Below are 20,339 nucleotides of genomic sequence, written 5' to 3'. Positions count from 1 at the left end.
CACCTCCCATCTAACTATATTATACTATATTTTACTGAATCTATCCTATTTTCAGCAAAATATAGTTAAGGCGATTCATCTCCCACTTACTCCGCTTTGCTTCGTTGAAGTGGGAGTCTTCTCGCCTAATTAAGATAAATGTATTGAACCCCTTTTTGCGCCAAAGAACGGATGTAGCCGCTGGTCAGCCGTACGCCGCGCGAGAGCAACACGCTGCCGTTGGCGGCGAATAAGTCGACAGCGAGCACGTCACCGCTTTTCGCATGGGAAATATGGATTTTTCGCATCGTTTCCACACTCCGTACTTTCCACACCAATTAAGAAAAAACACCCATGCCTGTTTTACCATATTTTTCTATAGTTTTCACAAAATCTTCGAAAATATTTTTGATTGAAGCAGGGGTTTGATGGGTAATGAAAGAATGTAGGGATCTATAGTTTAAAAATAAGGAGTGGTCAGCGATGATGTATTACATTCGCGGGGAAAACATTGAAGTCACGCCAGCGCTGCGCGAGTACGTGGAGAAAAAAATCGGCAAGTTGGAGCGCTATTTCGACCGCACCGATGACGTGAATGTCCATGTCAATTTAAAAGTCTACAACGATGGACAAGGGAAAATCGAAGTGACCATTCCGATGCCGCATTTGTTGCTTCGGGCGGAAGAGCGCCATAACGATATGTATGCGGCGATCGATTTAGTGACGGATAAACTGGAGCGGCAAATCCGCAAACATAAAACGAAAGTCAATCGGAAGCTGCGCGACCGCGAGAAAGAAGCGAAGCTGGCCGCCCCTGTGCCAAGCGGCGCTGCTGCGGCGGAGAACGACGAGGAATTTGAAATCGTGCGCACGAAACACTTCAGCTTGAAGCCGATGGACAGCGAAGAAGCGATTTTGCAGATGAATTTGTTGGGGCACAACTTCTTCATTTTTACGAATGCCGAGACGAACCGGACGAACATCGTCTACCGCCGCAAAGACGGAAAATACGGATTGATCGAGGCGAATTAAACGGTTGCCTCTTGTGCGCATCCCCTGCTTTTTTGGGCAGGGGATGTTATAATATGCATGAGAAAAATCAAAATGGGGGAGAGCAATGGAGGAATTGTTGCGTCAAATTTTGTCCAAGTTGGACAACATGGAAAAAGGGTTTTTGGTGTTCCAAGAAGAAACTCGCCAACGGTTTGAGCAGATGGATGGCCGTTTGACGGAGATGAACGGACGCCTCGTCGGCCTCGAACGGGAAATGGGCGCGGTGAAAGAGCGGTTAGACCGTGTGGAAACGCGGTTGAAAGGCGTAGAGGCCCGGTTGGATGGTGTAGAGTTCCGATTGGACGGCGTGGAAACTGAATTGACGGAAGTGAAAGAAACGCTTTATCGCGTCGAAACGCAGCTTGTGGATGATGTGCAAATCTTGCTTCGCAAAATTCACGAAAAAGTGGAGGAGAAAAGTTTTGAAATGGATGCGCTGAATCGTCGCCTTCACCATGCGGAAGCGGCGATTGAGCAACTTCAGTCCAAGTGTGATCCCCTCTCTTGGACATGCCCCCTCTTGAAGCCTGTGCAACAGTTGTCACTGATCCCTGTATAATGATATGATGAAGAAGTGAGTCCATGAAAAATAAGGAGCGTTTCCTATGCTTGGAGTCTTAAAAAAAGTATTTGACCCGAACAAGCGTCATTTGGCAAGGCTTGAGAAAATTGCCGATCAAGTCGACGCGCTCGGTCCGGAGATGGCCCGACTGTCCGATGAACAGTTGCGGCAAAAAACCGAGGAATTCAAAGCCCGCTACCAACAAGGCGAATCGCTCGATGATTTGCTTGTCGAGGCGTTTGCCGTTGTGCGCGAAGGGGCGAAGCGCGTCCTCGGTTTGTACCCATATAAAGTGCAAATTATGGGCGGCGTCGTTTTGCATGAGGGCGACATCGCCGAGATGAAAACGGGTGAAGGGAAAACGTTGACGGCGACGATGCCCGTCTATTTGAACGCCTTGACGGGGCGCGGCGTGCATGTCGTGACGGTCAACGAATACTTGGCGACGCGCGATGCGACGGAAATGGGCAAACTGTATGAGTTTTTAGGCATGACTGTCGGGTTGAACTTAAGCGGCATGTCGCGCGAGGAGAAGCAAGCGGCGTACAACGCCGACATTACGTACGGGACGAACAACGAGTTTGGCTTTGACTATTTGCGCGACAACATGGTGCTTTATAAGGAGCATATGGTGCAGCGGCCGCTGCATTTTGCCGTGATCGACGAGGTTGACTCGATTTTGATCGATGAAGCGCGGACGCCGCTCATCATTTCAGGGACGGCGCAGAAGTCGACTAAGCTGTATGTGCAGGCGAACGCGTTTGTCCGCACGCTGCGCAAAGATGTCGATTACACATACGATGAAAAATCGAAAAGCGTCCAGCTGACGGAAGAAGGAATGAACAAAGCCGAGCGGGCGTTTGGCATCGACAACTTGTTTGATTTGAAGCACGTGACGCTCAACCACCATATTCAGCTGGCGCTGCGGGCGCATGTTGTGATGCAGCGCGATGTCGACTACGTCGTGCAAGACGGAAAAGTGATCATCGTCGACCCGTTCACCGGGCGCTTGATGCATGGCCGCCGCTACAGCGATGGGCTTCATCAAGCCATTGAGGCGAAGGAAGGGCTCGAGATTCAAAACGAGTCGATGACGTTGGCCACGATTACGTTCCAAAACTATTTCCGCATGTATGAAAAACTCGCGGGGATGACGGGGACGGCGAAGACGGAAGAGGAAGAGTTCCGCAACATTTACAATATGCGCGTCGTCGTCATTCCGACGAACCGCCCGGTCATTCGCGAGGACCGTCCGGATTTGATTTATCGGACGATGGAAGGGAAGTTCCGCGCCGTGGTCGAGGACATCACCGCCCGCCATGCGAAAGGGCAGCCGGTGTTGGTCGGCACGGTGGCGATCGAGACGTCGGAGATGTTGTCGGAGATGTTGAAAAAACGCGGCATCCCGCACAACGTCTTAAACGCGAAAAACCATGCGAAAGAGGCGGAGATCATCGCCCAAGCAGGACAAAAAGGCGCGGTGACGATCGCGACGAACATGGCCGGGCGCGGGACGGACATTAAGCTTGGCGAAGGGGTCAAGGAGCTTGGCGGATTGGCCGTCATCGGCACGGAGCGGCATGAAAGCCGGCGGATTGACAACCAGCTGCGCGGCCGCTCGGGACGCCAAGGCGACCCTGGGGTGTCGCAGTTCTATTTGTCGCTTGAGGATGAATTGATGCGCCGCTTCGGTTCCGAGAGCTTGATGGCGATGATGGACCGCCTTGGAATGGACGACTCGCAGCCGATCCAAAGCAAAATGGTGACACGGGCCGTTGAGTCGGCGCAAAAACGGGTCGAAGGCAACAACTTCGACGCCCGCAAGCAACTGCTTCAATATGACGATGTCCTGCGCGAGCAGCGGGAAATCATTTACCGCCAGCGCTATGAAGTGCTTGATTCCGACAACTTGCGCGGCATTATCGAAAAGATGATCCAATCGGTGATCGAGCGCGTCGTCAACGCTCATACGCCGAAAGAAGAGGTTCCGGAAGAATGGAATTTGAAAGGGCTCGTTGAGTATCTCAACGCCCATCTGCTTCCGGAAGGGGATGTAACGGAAGCTGACTTGCGCGGCAAAGAGCCCGAAGAGATGATCGAGCTCATTTGGTCGAAAGTGAAGGCGCGCTATGATGAGAAAGAAGCGCAAATCCCGCCTGAACAGATGCGCGAGTTTGAACGCGTCGTCGTCTTGCGCGCTGTCGATATGAAATGGATGAACCATATCGACGCGATGGAGCAGCTCCGCCAAGGCATCCATTTGCGCGCCTACGGGCAAGTTGACCCGCTGCGCGAATACCAAATGGAAGGCTATGTGATGTTTGAAAACATGATTGCTGCGATTGAAGAGGAAGTCGCCACCTATATCATGAAGGCGGAAATCCACCATAACCTTGAGCGCCAAGAGGTGGCCAAAGGCGAAGCGGTTCACCCGAAAGAAGACGGCGAAGAGCCGAAGAAAAAACCGGTCCGCAAGGCGGTGCGCGTCGGCCGCAACGACCCGTGCCCGTGCGGGAGCGGGAAGAAATATAAACATTGTTGCGGAAGAACGGTGTAACGGTTTATAAATAATAGGGGGGCGCTGCCTCCCTTTTGAATGGCAGATATGAACCATTGACATACTATATTCATGATGAGGTGAGGACAACATGATCGATTTGGTGGAAATTAAGCAAGAGCTTGAGAAAATGGCTAAGCGATTAGCGGAAATTAGGGGGTCTCTTTGACCTCGAAGCGAAGCAGGCGCGCATTCGCGAATTAGAGGAGCAAATGGCCGCGCCCAACTTTTGGGATGATCAAAAGGCGGCGCAGGCGGTTATTTCGGAAGCGAACGCGCTTAAAGATCTCGTCGAGGAATTTTCTTCACTGGAAGAACGGTTTGACAACTTGGAAGTGACGTACGAATTGCTCAAGGAGGAGCCGGATGACGAGCTCCAAGCTGAGCTGGTCGAGGAAGCGAAAAAGCTGACAAAAGACTTCAGCGAGTTTGAGTTGCAGCTGCTGCTCAATGAGCCGTACGATCAAAACAACGCTATTTTGGAGCTCCACCCGGGCGCGGGCGGCACGGAGTCGCAAGACTGGGCGTCGATGTTGTTGCGTATGTACACGCGCTGGGCGGAGAAAAAAGGGTTCAAAGTCGAGACGCTCGACTACCTCCCGGGCGAGGAAGCGGGGATTAAAAGCGTCACGCTGCTCATTAAAGGGCATAACGCTTACGGCTACTTAAAAGCGGAAAAAGGGGTGCACCGCCTTGTGCGCATCTCCCCGTTTGATGCCTCGGGCCGCCGCCATACGTCGTTCGTCTCGTGCGAAGTCGTGCCGGAGATGGATGATAACATTGAAATTGAGATCCGGCCGGAAGAGCTGAAAATCGACACGTACCGCTCGAGCGGAGCGGGCGGGCAGCACGTCAACACGACCGACTCGGCCGTGCGCATCACTCACTTGCCGACTGGCATTGTCGTGACGTGTCAGTCGGAGCGGTCGCAAATTAAAAACCGCGAAAAAGCAATGAACATGTTGAAGGCGAAGTTGTACCAAAAGAAACTCGAGGAACAGCAGGCCGAACTCGCTGAGCTGCGCGGCGAGCAAAAAGAAATCGGCTGGGGCAACCAAATTCGTTCGTACGTCTTCCATCCGTATTCGCTTGTCAAAGACCATCGGACGAACGTCGAGGTCGGCAATGTGCAAGCGGTGATGGATGGGGAAATTGATGTGTTTATTGACGCGTATTTGCGTGCGAAGTTGAAGTAAAGGGCGATCATCGGATCGTCCTTTTTTTCGCTTCAAAATCGTGTTTTGGCCTTTTGACGCATCTATGCTTTCGTGATACGCTGAAGGTAATGATAAGGAAAAAGGAGGGCGATGGCTTTGGCTGTGCGCAAACAATTGCTTTACGAACTGATTGACCGGTTGGATGAAACGGATCATCAAACCGCGTACGATTTTTTGATGTACTTGCTTGATCGATCCAGAAAGGAACGAATGGTATGGGAGCGGATTGACGAAACAGATGAAGAAGTGTTGACGGAAGAAGAGCGCCAGCAGCTGCAAAGCGATGAAGGATATATCACCGGGGGAGAAGCCAAGCGTGAATTCGGACTACAAGTTGATTTACCGTAAGGCTGCGGTCAAATTCATCCTATTTCGCGCAGGAGACTCCCACTTCAACGACCAAAGGGAGTAAGTGGGAGAGGAATGCGCGTTCCCCTTTTCTTTTGTGTATGATATAATAAAGGCGTGGAGAAAACCGTTTAATAAAGGCACTCCAATAACGGCTACTCGATGTATGGAGTTGGTTACAGGAAACGTTGTAACCGTAAAACATCGAGCGTAGGTCCGTCTGTTGTGTGTGGAAGCCAAGTACTGCCAACAGACACACCGAGAGAATCGGTAACGATGCAGGCATGACCTGCGTCGTTGGGTAGTCGTCAACCTGCCCTGATGCAACCCCAAGTCAAGGAAGGAGGACGAAGTCCGCTTGTACTTCTGGGGAGTTGCAAGCCCCCACTTCAAGCGTTAGCTAAGTGGGGGTAGTTGACCGCTAGGCAAGAAAAAGAGGTTCAAGAACGGTTGGCCTCTGGGTTGCAAGGTCTGCTTGCGATCCCACCACAGGGGGATATTAAAAAGTTGAAGGGGCAGGATGGATTATATCGGCTGCGAATCGGAACATATCGTGTGTTGTTTCGCATCGATCATGATGAACGAATCATCTATATTAAGGCGATCGGCAACCGTGGCGATGTGTATTGAGGCTTGTATGTTTTGGCTAGGGCGATCATCGGATCGTCCTTTTTTCCTTTAGCATAGCAGACCATTATCGCGTTAATCGGCTGTCATTTACTTGCCAAAACGGGCATGCTATACTCACAGAGGAAGGTGGGGAAGCATGCGGAAGCGAAGAGAGAAGACCATGCCTCCGGCGGTGGAGGCGGCTTTGGAGTATGCGTATGTTCTGATCGGCGCGGCAGTTGTCGCGGTGGCGTTTAACGTGTTTTTGCTGCCGAATCGGATCGCCTCGGGCGGGGTAAGCGGCGTGAGCACGATTATGCACGCGCTGTTTGGCATTGAGCCTGCCTACGTCCAATGGGCGCTCAACATTCCGCTCTTTATCGCTGGCGTTGTGCTGCTAGGCCGGCAGTTTGGCGTCAAGACGTTTGTCGGGACGGTGTTTTTGCCGCTGGTCGTCTACATGACGAAAGGGATGGAGCCGGCGACGACGAATCCGCTTCTTGGCGCGATCTTTGGCGGTATCGGTGTCGGGCTCGGCCTTGGCATGGTATTTCGCGGCCGCGCTTCGACGGGTGGCACCGATTTGGCGGCGCAAATCATCCATAAATATACCGGGCTGTCGCTCGGCATGTGTGTGATTTTGATTGACGGCTTGATCGTGTTGACCGCGGCGTTTGTGTTTGATATTGAACGGGCGCTCTACGCGTTGATCGCGTTGTATGTGACGAGCAAAACGATCGACCTCGTCCAAGTCGGGCTTGGCTATTCGAAAATTGCCTTGATTATTACCAATGAAGAGGAAAAAGTGCGCCGCGCCATTTTGCACGAAATCGATCGCGGGGTGACGCGGCTGCCGGCGTACGGTGGTTACACCGAACACGAACGGCCGGTACTGATGTGCGTCGTCGCGCAATCCGAGTTCACGAAATTGAAACAATTGGTCCGAACCATTGATCCGACAGCGTTTGTCGTCGTGGCCAACGCCGTCGAAGTGCTTGGAGAGGGATTTCAACGTACGTAAAACGGAAAAAATCGGTTATAATAAAAGAGAATGAAATTTTTGTTTTCTGGGGGGAGTTCGCCATGAAGTGGAAGTTGGCTGCGATGTTCCTTGGCGTTTCGCTCGCGCTTGCCGCGTGCGGCGGTGGCGGGGACAACGCTGGGAACAACAACGGCAACAATGGTGGAGGAGATACCGCCGCGTCCGCCGAGCAAATTTATAAACAAAACTGTGCGTCCTGTCATGGACAAGACTTGTCGGGCGGGGTCGGCCCGAACTTGCAAAAGGTTGGAAGCAAGTACTCCAAAGAGCAGATCAAAGAGATCATTGCCAACGGCCGCGGCGCCATGCCGGCCGGAATCATTAAAGGGGAAGACGCTGATAAAGTGGCGGAATGGCTCGCTTCGAAAAAATGAAAAGGATCACCGCATGTGCACCGTCTGGTTGAACCGAAAACCAGACGGTGTTTTTTTGGGCTGTTTTTCCTACTCTTGCTTTTGTTGGCCATTTGAAATATAAATGTAAAATTCGACAATAGAAAATCGTGTTATAATAATCTTTGCGGAATTTTGCAAGATTCATTCGAAACAGCTCGAGAAAGGGCAACAGGAAAGTCGAAAATAGGTGATGATGATGATTGAAATGCAAGATGTATACAAAACGTATCCAAACGGCGTTGTGGCGTTAAACGGCATCAACGTTCGCATCAAGCAAGGAGAATTCGTCTATGTCGTTGGACCCAGCGGAGCTGGAAAGTCGACGTTTATTAAGATGATGTACCGCGAGGAAAAGCCGACGAGCGGCAAAATCATCGTCAATGGCGTGAACCTCGCTAAAATCAAAGACAGCAAAGTCCCGTTGCTGCGCCGCAACATCGGCGTTGTGTTTCAAGATTTCAAGCTGCTTCCGAAGCTCAATGTCTATGAAAATGTGGCGTTTGCGTTGGAAGTCATTGAAGAATCACCGAAAGCGATCCGCAAAAAAGTGATGGAAGTACTCGACTTAGTCGGCCTCAAACATAAAGTCCGCTCTTACCCGAACGAACTGTCCGGGGGCGAACAGCAGCGCGTTTCGATTGCCCGCTCGATTGTCAATTCCCCCAAAATCGTCATTGCCGATGAACCAACAGGGAACTTGGATCCAGAAACGTCATGGGGCATTATGGAGTTGTTTGAGAAAATCAACGACCGGGGCACAACGATTGTGATGGCGACTCACAACAAAGAGATCGTCAACGCGACTCGGCGGCGCGTCATCGCCATCGAAAACGGAAAAATTGTCCGTGACGAGGCGAAGGGGGAATACGGTTATGACGCTTAATACGTTCAAGCGCCACGTTCGGGAGAGCATGAAAAACCTCGGCCGCAACGGTTGGATGACATTTGCGTCCGCGAGCGCCGTCACGGTGACGTTGTTGCTTGTCGGTGTCTTTTTTGTCGTCATGTTTAACATCAACCATTTCGCCAAAAAAGTCGAAAACGATGTCGAAATTCGCGTCCATATCGAGCTGACCGCTGACAGCCGGCAAAAAGACGCCTTGCGCCGGCAAATTGAAGCCATTCCAAACGTGAAGGAAGTGCGCTATTCATCAAAGGACGAAGAGCTGAAGCGGCTGATCAAAAGCATGGGGGAGGAAGGCTCGTCGTTCCGCTTATTTGAACAGGACAACCCACTAAGCGATGTATACGTCGTGAAAGCGACCCATCCGCAAGATACAGTGAAAATCGCCAAACAAATCGAAACATTGCCGTTCGTTCATAAAGTCAATTATGGCCAAGGGACGGTCGAGAAGCTGTTTGACGCGCTGAAAGTGGCGCGCAACGTTGGGCTCGTACTCATTCTCGGATTGTTGTTTACGGCGATGTTTCTCATTTCCAACACGATCAAAATTACGATTTTCGCCCGCCGCCGCGAGATTGAAATCATGCGGCTCGTTGGCGCGACGAACGGGTTTATCCGCTGGCCGTTTTTTTTGGAAGGGCTATGGCTTGGAATGCTCGGCGCTCTCTTCCCGATCGCGGCGCTTTCGATCGTGTACTACAACGTGTATCAGGTGTATGAACAGTGGGTTTCCTTGCCGTTTTTTGAACTTCTTCCGTTTTCGCCGTTTATGTGGCAGTTAAGCGGGCTGCTGCTAGTGATTGGCGCCGGCATCGGCGTCTGGGGAAGCGTTATGTCTGTGCGCAAGTTTTTAAAAGTATAAATGATAGAAAGGGAGAGGGGAAAGATGAAAAAGAAACGCATGTTGGCGCTCGCTGTTGCCGGGGCGCTTGGGCTGGGCATTCTCCCGCCGGCAGCGAACGCCGTCAGTACGCGCGACATCGAGCAGAAGCGAGATGAAATGAATTCGCTGCGTTCGAAGCGGTCCGATGTCGAGCAAAAAATCAATGAGGCGCAAAAAACGATCGAATCGCTTCGCTCGCAACAGCGCCAAGTTGCCAATGACATTCAAAAACTCAACGTGGCGATTGACGAAACGAGCGGCAAAATCCGCAACGTCAGCAAAGATATTGATGAAACCGAGCAGGCGATCGAGACACTGAAACAAGAGATTGCCGAAATTCAAGAGCGGATTGAAAAGCGGAACGAAATTTTAAAAGGGCGGATGCGTTCGCTTCAGGAAAGCGGCGGGGCGATCAGCTACTTGCAAGTATTGCTTGGCGCCCAAAGCTTCAGCGACTTCATCGACCGGATGAGCGCTGTCACCACGATTATGGAAGCGGACCAGCAAATCATCCGTGAACAGGAAGCGGACAAAGCGCTGAAAGAAAAAAAGGAAACAGAATTGACCGAAAAGCGGAACAAGCTGCAGGCGGATTTGCAAGAATTGAAGCAGCTGCAGGCTGAACTGGCTGGCCAGCTGGAACAAAAAAATCGCCTGATGGCCGATTTGAAGCAAAAAGAGGAAGAAGAGCATGATCATAAGATGGCGCTTGAAGAAGAAAAAGAACTGATCGCCAAACAAGAAGCGGCGGTGAAAGAGCAGCTTGCCGAACTCGAACGGCAAAAACGGGCCGAAGAAGAAGCGAAACAGAGGGGACGTACATATACCGCGCCAAACGATGGAGGATCGTCATCAGAAGAAGCGCCATCGGGCGGCAGCACACCGCCTGTGTCGAGCGGGGCCTTCACCCGTCCAGCCAACGGTCCGATCACCTCGGGCTTTGGCTACCGGTTTGGCGGCACGGACTTCCATCCCGGGGTCGACATTGGCAAGCGAGCTCCTGTTGTGCCGGTTGTCGCGGCAGCGGACGGCATTGTGTTCCGCTCCTACTATTCTAGCAGCTACGGCAACGTCATTTTCGTCAGCCATGTGATTAATGGGCAAACCTATACGACCGTGTATGCTCATTTAGAAGCGCGTCTTGTCGGCGAAGGGCAGCACGTTCGCAAAGGACAAGTCATCGGTTATATGGGTAATACTGGGAATTCGACCGGTCCGCACCTTCATTTTGAACTGCACCGCGGCGGCTGGAACCCAGGAAAAACGAATGCGGTCGATCCGCGTAATTACATCGCTTTCTAAATTCTGCTATACGCAACTTGTCTGTCTATGAGGCGGACAAGTTGCGTATTTTTTTGATTGATTGGACATCAAGGAAAATGGTTTGGCTGCACCACATCCCCCCTTGACTCTGTACCTTAGTACACTGTTTATCTTTCCGATTTGGAAGCCGGGCATGAGCTGACGTTTACCCAGCCGGAAGGGCGGAACATCTTTGTCTTTGTCATTGAGGGGGATTTGGCGTTAAACGGCGAGGCCCATCTCGAACGGCGCGATGCGGCCCGTATTACGGACACGCCGGCGCTTCGCTTGGTGACGAACGAAGGAGCGCAGTTCATGCTCATTGATTTGCCCAAAGAGGAGTAAGAGCATTTCGTTTTTGTGCGGTTCATTCGTTTGACGGCCACTTCGGATGCGGCTAAGAAGACGAATCAAAAAGAGGCATCGTTCGCCAAAATGGCGGGGGGTGCCTCTTTTTTCCGCGCCCGTATGAGTTGAGAAATCAAAACGCAGCGTGTAAACTAGTAAAGGATAGACAACGAATGAGCATACTCGGTACAAGCCTAACATATGATGGAGATAAAGGCATGGCACGGCGTTTGGGCGGTGCTTTTCCTTTTCTCATTGGCGTCAGAGGCATCCGCTTGTTTCGCCGAAGGAGAACGAAGAGACCCCCTTTCCCTTCCGTTGCAGGCAATGGAAAGGGCAGGTTTAGGGTGAGGAGGAAACAACGTGAAGAAAACGACAACGGCCGCACTCATGGCCATCTCAATGCTCATCGGGGCCGGCGGAACGTATGCCGGTTTGCAGCTGGCTGGCGGAGCAGAAGACGGGCCGATGCCGGAGGCCATTTCTGAGGAACTGTCCAAGACGGCCAGCGATCATGACGAAATGAAAAAAATCCGCCAGGCGTACGAACTCATTAAAAACCGGTATGTGGAAAAAGTGGATGAAGAAACATTAACGGAAGGCGCCATTCAAGGGATGATCGACACACTCCATGATCCGTATTCCGTCTACATGGATGCGGAAACGACGGAGCAGTTCAATGAGTCGCTCGACTCGTCTTTTGAAGGAATCGGCGCCGAAGTGAGCATGATCGACGGCAAGGTGACGATCGTCGCTCCGATCAAAAATTCGCCGGCGGAAAAAGCGGGGCTGAAGCCGAACGACCAAATTTTGCGAGTGAACGGGGAAAGCCTAGAGGGGCTTGACTTGTATGAAGCGGTGCTGAAAATCCGCGGCAAAAAAGGGACGACAGTGGAGCTTGACATTTTGCGCCCGGGCGTCAAAAACGTGATGAAAGTCAAAGTCGTCCGCGACGAAATTCCGATTCAGACGGTGTATGAGTCGGTCAAAACGTATGAAGGCAAAAAGGCTGGCTATTTGCAAATTACATCATTCTCGGAAAACACGGCCGCCGATTTTAAAAAGAAACTGGCGAAGCTTGAGGCCGAACATATTGATGGCTTGATCATCGATGTGCGCGGCAACCCGGGCGGCTATTTGCAAAGCGTTGAGGAAATTTTGAAGCAACTCATCCCGAAAGGCAAACCATATGTGCAAATTGAAGAACGCGATGGCGATCGGCAAAAGTTTTATTCCGATTTAACGGCGAAAAAGCCATACCCGATCGTCGTGCTCATCGACAAAGGAAGCGCATCGGCGTCAGAGATTTTGGCCGGAGCGATGAAGGAAGCGGGCGGCTACAAGCTGGTCGGCGAGGCAACGTTCGGCAAAGGGACGGTGCAGCAGGCGATCCCGATGGGCGACGGCAGCAACATCAAATTGACGCTGTACAAATGGCTGACGCCAGATGGGCATTGGATCCATAAAAAAGGGATCAAGCCGGATGTCGCGGTGGCGCAGCCGGATTATTTCCACGTCGCTCCGCTTCATGTCGAAAAACCGCTTCGGTATGACATGAACGACGAGCAAATCGCCAATGCGCAAAAAATGCTCAAAGGGCTTGGCTTCAACCCGGGCCGCACGGACGGCTACTTCAGCAAAGACACCGAGCAAGCCGTCCAAGCGTTCCAAAAAGCGAATCAGCTCCCGGTTACGGGGCGAATCGATGAGACGACGGCGGATGTGCTGCAAACGAAAATCATGGAAGCCGTCCGCGATCCGAAGCATGATGTGCAGTTGAAAAAAGCGCTTGGCGTGTTGTTTCCGTCGCGAGCGAGCCAATGATGACGAGTAAAGAGAAAAGGGTGCCTCTGACAACGCAGAGGCACCCTTTTCTTTGTGACTGATTTGCCTGTGGACTATCGCTGGCTTCCTACAAATGGGCTGGTGTTTTCTCCTTTTCTGATGGAAGCGGCAGCTGCACGGTTTTTTCGACCGCAAACCGGGGCCGCCGTTTCACCTCTTGATATATTTTGCCGATGTATTCCCCGATGAGGCCGAGGCTCATGAGCACCAGCCCGCCGATGAACCAAATGGAGATCATGAGCGACGTCCAGCCTGATTCGGCGTGCCCGAGAAGTTTGCTGATGAGGGCGTACAGCCCGGCTGCACCGCTCGCGAGAAAGGCCAAAAAACCGATGAGCGTAATGGCGCGAATCGGTGCGACGCTCAAGGACGTGATGCCGTCAAAGGCGAAGGCAAGCATCTTTTTGAGCGGGTATTTCGACTGTCCAGCCCACCGCTCATGCCGGTCGTAAAAGACGCACGTCGAGCGGAAGCCGACGAGCGGAACCAACCCGCGCAAAAAGAGATTGACTTCCGTATAACGGCTCAGTTCATCGAGCGCCCGCTTGCTCATCAGCCGGAAGTCGGCATGGTTGTAAATCAGCTCGATTCCGATGGCCCTCATGAACCGATAAAAGGCTTGGGCGGTCGTACGCTTGAACCACGTGTCTGTCTTTCGGCTCCGCCGCACGCCATACACGATGTCATATCCTTCGCGGTATTTTTGCACAAATTCGCGGATCGCCTCCACATCGTCTTGCAAATCGGCGTCAATGGACACGGCGCAATCGGCGTACGCGCGAACCGTTTCGAGTCCAGCGAGCAGCGCCCGCTGATGGCCGACGTTGCGCGCGAGCTTGATGCCCGCCACGAAAGGATTTCGCTCGCTTTCTTCTTCAATGAGCGCCCATGTCCGGTCGCGGCTGCCGTCGTCGACAAACACGATATGGCTGCCGATGGCGACCGCTCCTTCTTCGAGCAGCTGCTCAAGCAAAGCGGTCAGCCGCCGGGCCGTTTCTGGTAGCACTTCTTCTTCGTTGTAGCAGGGGACGACGATGGCTAACAATGGTTTGTCCACCATGTTTCTTGCCTCCCTTTCACTCCACTTCGTACACATAAATTTTCCAGACTGACTGTCGATCAGTGAACGCCCGCAAGAAGCGGAGATGGATGTCGCGGGCGTTTTCGATCGGAACGGAGGAAAAAATGTACTTGCCGCCAAGCTGTTTGAACGCCTTTGTGTCGATCTCGAAATGACGGATGACCTTATGCGAGCGTTTCGTGAACATGTAATGTTTCCCGAGCTCTGCCGAAAACAAATAGACGCGGTTGCCCCAATGGTCGAAATAGTCTTTCAGCACGGGGCTTTTGTCTAATTCTTTGGCAATGATGCGGCGGAACTTCCGCTTATACGATAACGGGTAAAAATTGTTGTACGTATCGAGCGTATAAAACCCGTTGTATTGGGCGATGGCCGGGTGAAGTCCAACGCTGGCGACGCGGTAGGACGATACCGGCTTGCCGATGTATTGCTTGATTTTGGTAAATAAATGTTCGGAATAAAACTGCTCGAACGATGGGGTGCCAGCGAAGCGATAGCGGATTTCTTCATTAAACCCGCCAAGCAAAAGCAACTGCAGCGCCAAGGCGATCGGCACGAGGCGCCGCCATGCGGTCCGTTCCTTGGCTAAGATTTGCAAGGCCAAGGCAAAATCGATGTAAATGACCATCGGCCGCAAAAAATGGAAGCGGGCGAAATTGAACGTATTCAAAAGGGAAATTCGTTCTTTCAGCGGCTGCCACCCTTTGTAAAACCAAAACGCATACCAAGCCGATAAGGCGATGTTCAACCAAAACAACAAAAGGAAGCGTCGCTCCAATGGCCCGCGCTGATGGCGGCGCAAAACGAGAAAAAACGCCGCCCAAAGCACCGGCAAGATGATCGGCCCATGGACGGTCATCACATGCGTATGGCCGAGCACATAATTTTTCAACGTTAAACGAAGGCAATGGACGAAGCTGAGCCGCGAGGAGAGGAACTCGTTCCGGCTCGTCGGTTCGCCGCTGAAGACAAGCGAGTACACGAGGCGGTACTCGATGGCCAAAAAGATGCCGGTCATGAGGGCGATCGCGGCGAAAAACCGCTTGTTCCATTGCTTGCGGACAACGCCGTCAAACAGCCACACCGCCGTCATCGCGGCGAGGAAAAAGAAAAATCCGAGCACAAAGCTGGCGTAAAACGGGAGCAAGATGATCGCCAGCCATTCTTTCCATGTCGCTTCTCCGTTGCGGATCGACAGAAACGCCCAAAGCGCCAGCGGCATGCCGAGCGTGCTTAACATGCCGGACGGCCAAAACGGTGTCAGCGCAAAAGCAAGCGCCGCCCCGACGCGAATGAGCCATGATTCCGGTGAAGACAAAAAGTGGCGCCTGAGCAGCCAATACATGCCTAAAAAGGCGAATACCCTCGTGATCGTTTGGCTGATGGCGTACGCCACCATGGAGGGAAACAAAGCGTGCAGCCACACGATGCCGCTGAATTCAGTGCCGAAGGCGTTGCGCGGCAACCCGTTGATCACTTGCGGAATCACGGCGTCAAGCGGGCCAAACAATTGTCCACTTCGGGCAAGCACGCGGTACCAGGCGATGTTTGAGTCCATATTGTCATGGACACGAATGTGGGCATGCTCGCCGAGAAGGTAAAGCGGGGAAAGATAGAGCGCTAAGATAAGAAAGGAAGCGGCGATGGCCCTGCGTTCAATCTGTTTCACTTGTTGCTCCCCCTTTTTGGACAGGTGTAGCATTGGCAACACGGGACATTATATATTATAAAGAACGATGATTAAAAAAGAATGAAAAAAGAGTAAAGAAGCAGTGAAGAGAAGGAAAGGGACGGATCATAAGGAAGGGCAGAAAAAACGCCCTGCCTAAGGCAGAGCGCACGATAAACTCGTTGCCTGTTTGGTGGGGCTGATTGTGCCTTTGCACGGTTAGACAAACAAGTTCATCACCCGCCCGAGGCCGCGCCGTTTCCGCTTCGGTTCTTCGGACGGATTGTGCGGGGCGGGCGGCTGGTGATTCAGCTGTTGCTCGAGGCGGGCGACGAGCTGTTCCAAGGCGGTCAGGCGGGCGGTGATTTCTTCCATCTCCCGTCGGTGGTGCAGCAATTGAACGGAAACGACGTCATCCGCTTTTTGTTCCAGTTGCTGCTCGAGTTGATCAAGGCGCAGGGAGACGCGGCTGATTTCCGGTCCGACATATTCTTGAAACAGGGCATGAATAGGAACGTTCGGCGGCGATGTTGAAGGACGGCTAGGGGCCGGCGGTGTTTTCGGTTCTGCTTTCGGCTGCGTTTCCAGCGCGGCGCCTTGTTCAAATTTGACCCGCTCAAGCAGGGCGATCGTTTTTTCGTCAAACAAGTAGTGGCCGGCTTCATTTTTTTGCAGCGGAATGTTGTATTTCCGCACCCAGCGCTGGATCGTTTTTGACGACACTCCGAGACGGGCGGCAACGTCGGGTGTTTTTAACTCCATCGTTCCACTCCTCCTTTTTTGTCTTCTTCTATATCCCTTTTTTCATTGGCATAAGAAATCCTGCCCGGGCGACAAAACTAGTGTCCATTCGGCAAAGAAAGTGGAAAACAGCGCAAATTCGCCATTCAGGCAAAAAAGATGGCGGCAGGCATGGGATTTGTCCCAGTCATTTGGTAGAATAGAAGATAAAGAATGGGGAACGAAGTGAGGGGGAAGGCGGATGGCAACTTGGGGATTGGAATGGTTGGAAGGCGTCGCCGATGTGTGGCGGCAGCCGCTCTTGTATTACGGCCTGCTGTTGGCCTGGGGTGCCGGCTGGCGGCGGGTGAAGCGGGAGCGCCGCGATTTTCATGTGCGCGTCTATCGGCTGGGGCAAGAATGGCGTGGGCTTTGGACGTGGGGATGGGTTGCGGGCGCTGTGCTGTCTGTCATTGCGTCCGGCATCGGGCTCGCGTTGCCGCCGGATGCGGTGTGGGCGGTGACGGGGTTGACGATCCTGCTTGGCCTGACGATGGAGGCGCGCCTCCTTTCACCGGCTTATACAGTGGGCGGAGCGCTCGTCTTGCTCGGCTTGGCGGGGCCAAGCGGACTTGCCGCTCATCTGTTGTCAGACGGTGCGGCGGATGGAGGGGCGCTTGCCGCCCTGCTTGTGTTGTTGCTGTTGGCGGAAGGATGGCTGATTCTCCGCTCGCGAAATGGGGCGGCCTCGCCGCAGCTTGCGAGAAGCAAACGTGGAATGATTGTCGGCATGCAGTGGACGCAACGGTTTTGGTTTGTGCCGGTTGTGCTGCCGATATCCGACGGCGCGTTGCCGTCGGTTTCGTGGTGGCCGCTCATTCCAGCTGGGGACGGCTATTCGTTTTGGCTTGTGCCGTTTCTTCTCGGCTTTTCGCAGCGCCGGCAGCACGTGCTGCCGGCGGAAGCAGCTCGTGAAGAAGGGCGGCGCGTGCTTCGCCTCGCTTGGCTTGTCGCCGTGCTTGCCGTCTTTGGATTATGGCATCCGTTGCTAGGGGCTGCCGCAGGAGCTGCAGCCATCATTGGGCGGGAGTGGATTGCCTTTTCCGGTCACCGCGCTGACCGCGCCCGCCCGCCCCGGTTTGCCCGCCATCCGCAAGGCGTGGTGATCGTCGGGGTGCTCCCGAATTCCAAAGCGGAACAAATGGGGTTAAGCATTGGTGAAGTGATTGTAAAAGCGAACGGCGTTCCAGTGCAGACTGAGGCCGAGTTTTACGAGGCGCTCCAGCGCAACCGCGCGTTTTGCAAGCTGGAAGTCATCAGCCATAACGGCGAGATCCGCTTCGTTCAAGGAGCGGTGTATGAAGACGGCCACCACGAACTTGGTCTGCTGTTCGTTCATCAACGAGGCTCTTCGGCGTCCGAAGCTGTGTCGTAAAGGAGACTAGACGTATGTGGTTTCTCGCGGCCCTTATCATCCCGTGCCTTTTGTTGCTGCTGTTTGCGCGGGTGACGTACAACCGTTACATTGCGTTGTTGTTGACCGTTGCCTTGCTTGTCGCCTCGTATGCCAAAGGGTATACGGACGAGCTGCACGAAATCGTCGCCGACATCGCCTCGACGATTGCCGGTTTTCTGTTGGCGGGGCGAATGTTGGACAACTTAAAGAAATGACAGAGAAGCGGACCCATCTGCAGCGGTCCGCTTTTTTATCTATGCAGCTGGAAGCGGCCTGACGGAATGGAAATCGCTGTGCAGATTGGAACGAATACCAGTTCGCATTTTTTGTGCATCTGCGCAGAGGATATGATACAATGGGGAAAGATGGATTGAAGAAGGAGGCGAAACGGTGGAGGGCCGTTTTCAATTAGTGTCGCCGTACGAACCGCAAGGCGATCAGCCGCAGGCGATCGCCAAGCTTGTGGACGGCTTGCAGCGGGGTGTGAAACATCAAACGCTCCTTGGAGCGACGGGGACGGGCAAAACGTTTACGATCTCGAACGTGATCGCCCAAGTCAACAAGCCGACGCTTGTCATCGCCCACAACAAAACGCTCGCCGGTCAATTGTACAGCGAGCTGAAAGAGTTTTTCCCACACAACGCCGTCGAATATTTTGTCAGCTATTACGATTATTATCAGCCGGAAGCGTACGTGCCGCAGACGGATACGTACATTGAAAAAGATGCGAAAATCAACGATGAAATCGACAAATTGCGGCACTCGGCAACGTCGGCGTTGTTTGAGCGCCGGGATGTCATCATCGTGGCCAGCGTCTCATGCATTTACGGCTTAGGGTCGCCGGAAGAATACCGCGAGCTCGTCGTTTCATTGCGCGTGGGGATGGAAATCGAGCGCAACGTGCTGCTGCGGCGGCTCGTTGACATCCAATACGACCGCAATGATATCGACTTTCGGCGCGGCACGTTCCGCGTCCGCGGCGATGTGGTCGAAATTTTCCCCGCGTCGCGCGATGAACATTGCATTCGCGTCGAATTTTTTGGCGATGAAATCGAGCGCATCCGCGAGGTGGACGCCTTGACGGGCGAAGTGCTCGGCGAGCGCGAGCATGTCGCCATTTTCCCGGCGTCGCACTTCGTCACGCGCGAGGAGAAAATGCGGCTCGCCATTCAAAACATCGAACAAGAGCTTGAGGAGCGGCTCGCCGAACTGCGTGCCCAAGGAAAGCTGTTGGAGGCGCAGCGGCTGGAGCAACGGACGCGCTATGATTTGGAAATGATGCGCGAGATGGGCTTTTGTTCCGGCATTGAAAACTACTCGCGCCATTTGGCGCTGCGGCCGCCGGGATCGACGCCGTATACATTGCTTGACTATTTTCCGGACGATTTTTTGATTATCGTCGATGAGTCACACGTCACCTTGCCGCAGCTGCGCGGCATGTACAACGGCGACCGGGCGCGCAAGCAAGTGCTCGTCGACCACGGCTTCCGTCTGCCGTCGGCGCTCGACAACCGACCGCTCACGTTTGAAGAGTTCGAGCAAAAAATCCATCAAATTATTTACGTCTCGGCGACGCCGGGGCCGTACGAGCTCGAGCACAGCCCGGGCGTTGTCGAACAAATCATTCGCCCGACCGGGCTTCTTGACCCAACGATCGACGTCCGTCCGACAAAAGGACAAATCGACGATTTGATCGGCGAAATTCATGAGCGCGTCGAGCGGAATGAACGGACGCTCGTGACGACGCTGACGAAAAAAATGGCGGAGGATTTGACCGATTATTTAAAAGAAGCGGGGATCAAGGTGGCGTATTTGCATTCGGAAATTAAGACGCTCGAGCGCATTGAAATCATCCGCGATTTGCGGCTCGGCAAATACGATGTACTGGTCGGCATCAACTTGCTGCGGGAAGGATTGGACATTCCGGAAGTGTCGCTTGTCGCCATTTTGGACGCCGACAAAGAAGGGTTTTTGCGTTCGGAGCGCTCGCTCATCCAGACGATCGGCCGGGCGGCGCGCAACGCGAACGGCCATGTGATCATGTACGCCGATACAGTGACGAAATCGATGGAAATCGCTATTCAAGAGACGAAGCGGCGCCGCGCGATTCAAGAAGAGTACAACCGAAAGCACGGCATCGTGCCGCGCACGGTGAAAAAGGAGATTCGCGACGTCATCCGCGCGACGTATGCGGCGGAAGAGACGGAGATGTACGAGGCGAAGCCGGCGGCAGCGATGACGAAACAAGAGCGGGAAGAGCTGATTCGAACGCTCGAGGCGGAGATGAAAGAGGCGGCCAAAGCGCTCGACTTCGAGCGGGCCGCCCAGCTGCGCGACGTCATTTTCGAATTGAAAGCGGAAGGATGATG

19 protein-coding genes and 1 pseudogene are annotated in these 20,339 nt (G+C 53.3%); 16 read left to right on the top strand and 4 right to left on the bottom strand.

The window, feature by feature from the left end:
- Positions 1-125 precede the first annotated feature (125 nt).
- A complete protein-coding gene (locus tag AP057_RS17210) occupies positions 126-287 on the bottom strand; it encodes a hypothetical protein (RefSeq protein WP_235468614.1) in 162 nt (53 codons plus the stop codon).
- A gap of 175 nt (positions 288-462) precedes the next feature.
- On the opposite strand from AP057_RS17210, the gene hpf reads away from it, so the two are divergent.
- The 13 genes and pseudogenes from hpf to AP057_RS14900 all read left to right on the top strand — a co-directional run bounded on the left by hpf (position 463) and on the right by AP057_RS14900 (position 13,023).
- Positions 463-1,011 (top strand): ribosome hibernation-promoting factor, HPF/YfiA family, encoded by a 549-nt coding sequence (gene hpf / locus AP057_RS14960; RefSeq protein WP_055359110.1) that lies wholly within the window; start codon positions 463-465, stop codon positions 1,009-1,011.
- Between the two features lie 85 nt (positions 1,012-1,096).
- Complete coding sequence (locus AP057_RS14955) at positions 1,097-1,591, top strand: hypothetical protein (RefSeq protein ID WP_235468613.1); 495 nt, start codon at positions 1,097-1,099, stop codon at positions 1,589-1,591.
- Between the two features lie 46 nt (positions 1,592-1,637).
- Entirely contained in the window at positions 1,638-4,151 is a 2,514-nt protein-coding gene (gene secA / locus AP057_RS14950) for a preprotein translocase subunit SecA (protein WP_055359109.1), read from the top strand.
- A gap of 91 nt (positions 4,152-4,242) precedes the next feature.
- Positions 4,243-5,347, top strand: a protein-coding gene (gene prfB / locus AP057_RS14945) for a peptide chain release factor 2 (protein ID WP_145956593.1) whose coding sequence is annotated in 2 segments (ribosomal slippage) — positions 4,243-4,317 and positions 4,319-5,347 — 1,104 coding nt in all. Because the reading frame shifts where the segments join, the coding sequence is not laid out codon by codon here.
- Between the two features lie 111 nt (positions 5,348-5,458).
- Positions 5,459-5,716: a hypothetical protein gene (locus AP057_RS14940; RefSeq protein WP_082432223.1), complete on the top strand. Its 258-nt coding sequence runs from the start codon at positions 5,459-5,461 to the stop codon at positions 5,714-5,716.
- Positions 5,717-6,130: 414 nt separating this feature from the next.
- Positions 6,131-6,346 carry a type II toxin-antitoxin system RelE/ParE family toxin gene (locus tag AP057_RS14935; protein WP_055359108.1) on the top strand — a complete coding sequence of 72 codons (216 nt, stop codon included), beginning with the start codon at positions 6,131-6,133 and terminating at the stop codon, positions 6,344-6,346.
- Positions 6,347-6,482: 136 nt separating this feature from the next.
- Positions 6,483-7,346: a YitT family protein gene (locus AP057_RS14930; RefSeq protein ID WP_055359107.1), complete on the top strand. Its 864-nt coding sequence runs from the start codon at positions 6,483-6,485 to the stop codon at positions 7,344-7,346.
- Between the two features lie 62 nt (positions 7,347-7,408).
- Positions 7,409-7,741: a cytochrome c551 gene (gene cccB, locus AP057_RS14925; RefSeq protein ID WP_033015007.1), complete on the top strand. Its 333-nt coding sequence runs from the start codon at positions 7,409-7,411 to the stop codon at positions 7,739-7,741.
- A gap of 217 nt (positions 7,742-7,958) precedes the next feature.
- Positions 7,959-8,645 (top strand): cell division ATP-binding protein FtsE, encoded by a 687-nt coding sequence (ftsE, locus tag AP057_RS14920; RefSeq protein WP_033015009.1) that lies wholly within the window; start codon positions 7,959-7,961, stop codon positions 8,643-8,645.
- Positions 8,635-9,528 (top strand): permease-like cell division protein FtsX, encoded by an 894-nt coding sequence (gene ftsX, locus AP057_RS14915; RefSeq protein ID WP_033015010.1) that lies wholly within the window; start codon positions 8,635-8,637, stop codon positions 9,526-9,528. Before ftsE ends, ftsX begins: the two co-directional genes overlap by 11 nt.
- Positions 9,529-9,552: 24 nt before the next feature.
- Positions 9,553-10,851, top strand: coding sequence for a murein hydrolase activator EnvC (locus tag AP057_RS14910; RefSeq protein ID WP_055359106.1), 1,299 nt, complete (start codon positions 9,553-9,555; stop codon positions 10,849-10,851).
- A 123-nt stretch (positions 10,852-10,974) separates the two neighbouring features.
- Positions 10,975-11,196 (top strand): annotated as a pseudogene (locus AP057_RS14905) (pirin-like C-terminal cupin domain-containing protein); the annotation flags it as partial.
- 366 nt (positions 11,197-11,562) lie between these two features.
- Positions 11,563-13,023, top strand: a complete 1,461-nt coding sequence (locus AP057_RS14900) for a S41 family peptidase (protein ID WP_033015012.1) — start codon at positions 11,563-11,565, stop codon at positions 13,021-13,023.
- A gap of 88 nt (positions 13,024-13,111) precedes the next feature.
- Here AP057_RS14900 and AP057_RS14895 read toward each other — a convergent pair whose 3' ends face one another.
- The 3 genes from AP057_RS14895 to AP057_RS14885 all read right to left on the bottom strand — a co-directional run bounded on the left by AP057_RS14895 (position 13,112) and on the right by AP057_RS14885 (position 16,556).
- Entirely contained in the window at positions 13,112-14,104 is a 993-nt protein-coding gene (locus AP057_RS14895; protein ID WP_055359105.1) for a glycosyltransferase family 2 protein, read from the bottom strand.
- A gap of 16 nt (positions 14,105-14,120) precedes the next feature.
- Positions 14,121-15,794: a DUF6044 family protein gene (locus AP057_RS14890; RefSeq protein WP_081106615.1), complete on the bottom strand. Its 1,674-nt coding sequence runs from the start codon at positions 15,792-15,794 to the stop codon at positions 14,121-14,123.
- A 219-nt stretch (positions 15,795-16,013) separates the two neighbouring features.
- The gene (locus AP057_RS14885) at positions 16,014-16,556 is read right to left on the bottom strand and encodes a MerR family transcriptional regulator (protein ID WP_055359103.1); all 543 of its coding nucleotides are present in this window, start codon (positions 16,554-16,556) and stop codon (positions 16,014-16,016) included.
- A gap of 220 nt (positions 16,557-16,776) precedes the next feature.
- On the opposite strand from AP057_RS14885, the gene AP057_RS14880 reads away from it, so the two are divergent.
- The 3 genes from AP057_RS14880 (at position 16,777) to uvrB (ending at position 20,337) form a co-directional block, all read left to right on the top strand.
- A complete protein-coding gene (locus AP057_RS14880; RefSeq protein ID WP_033015020.1) occupies positions 16,777-17,949 on the top strand; it encodes a PDZ domain-containing protein in 1,173 nt (390 codons plus the stop codon).
- A 14-nt stretch (positions 17,950-17,963) separates the two neighbouring features.
- A complete protein-coding gene (locus tag AP057_RS14875; protein ID WP_033012047.1) occupies positions 17,964-18,185 on the top strand; it encodes a CsbA family protein in 222 nt (73 codons plus the stop codon).
- Positions 18,186-18,360: 175 nt separating this feature from the next.
- The gene (gene uvrB / locus AP057_RS14870; RefSeq protein ID WP_049626232.1) at positions 18,361-20,337 is read left to right on the top strand and encodes an excinuclease ABC subunit UvrB; all 1,977 of its coding nucleotides are present in this window, start codon (positions 18,361-18,363) and stop codon (positions 20,335-20,337) included.
- Positions 20,338-20,339 lie beyond the last annotated feature (2 nt).

Source organism: Geobacillus sp. Sah69, from assembly GCF_001414205.1.
Taxonomy (GTDB): domain Bacteria; phylum Bacillota; class Bacilli; order Bacillales; family Anoxybacillaceae; genus Geobacillus; species Geobacillus stearothermophilus.
The sequence above is the reverse complement of the archived record's forward strand: the minus strand, read 5'-3'. Positions and strand labels throughout refer to the sequence as shown.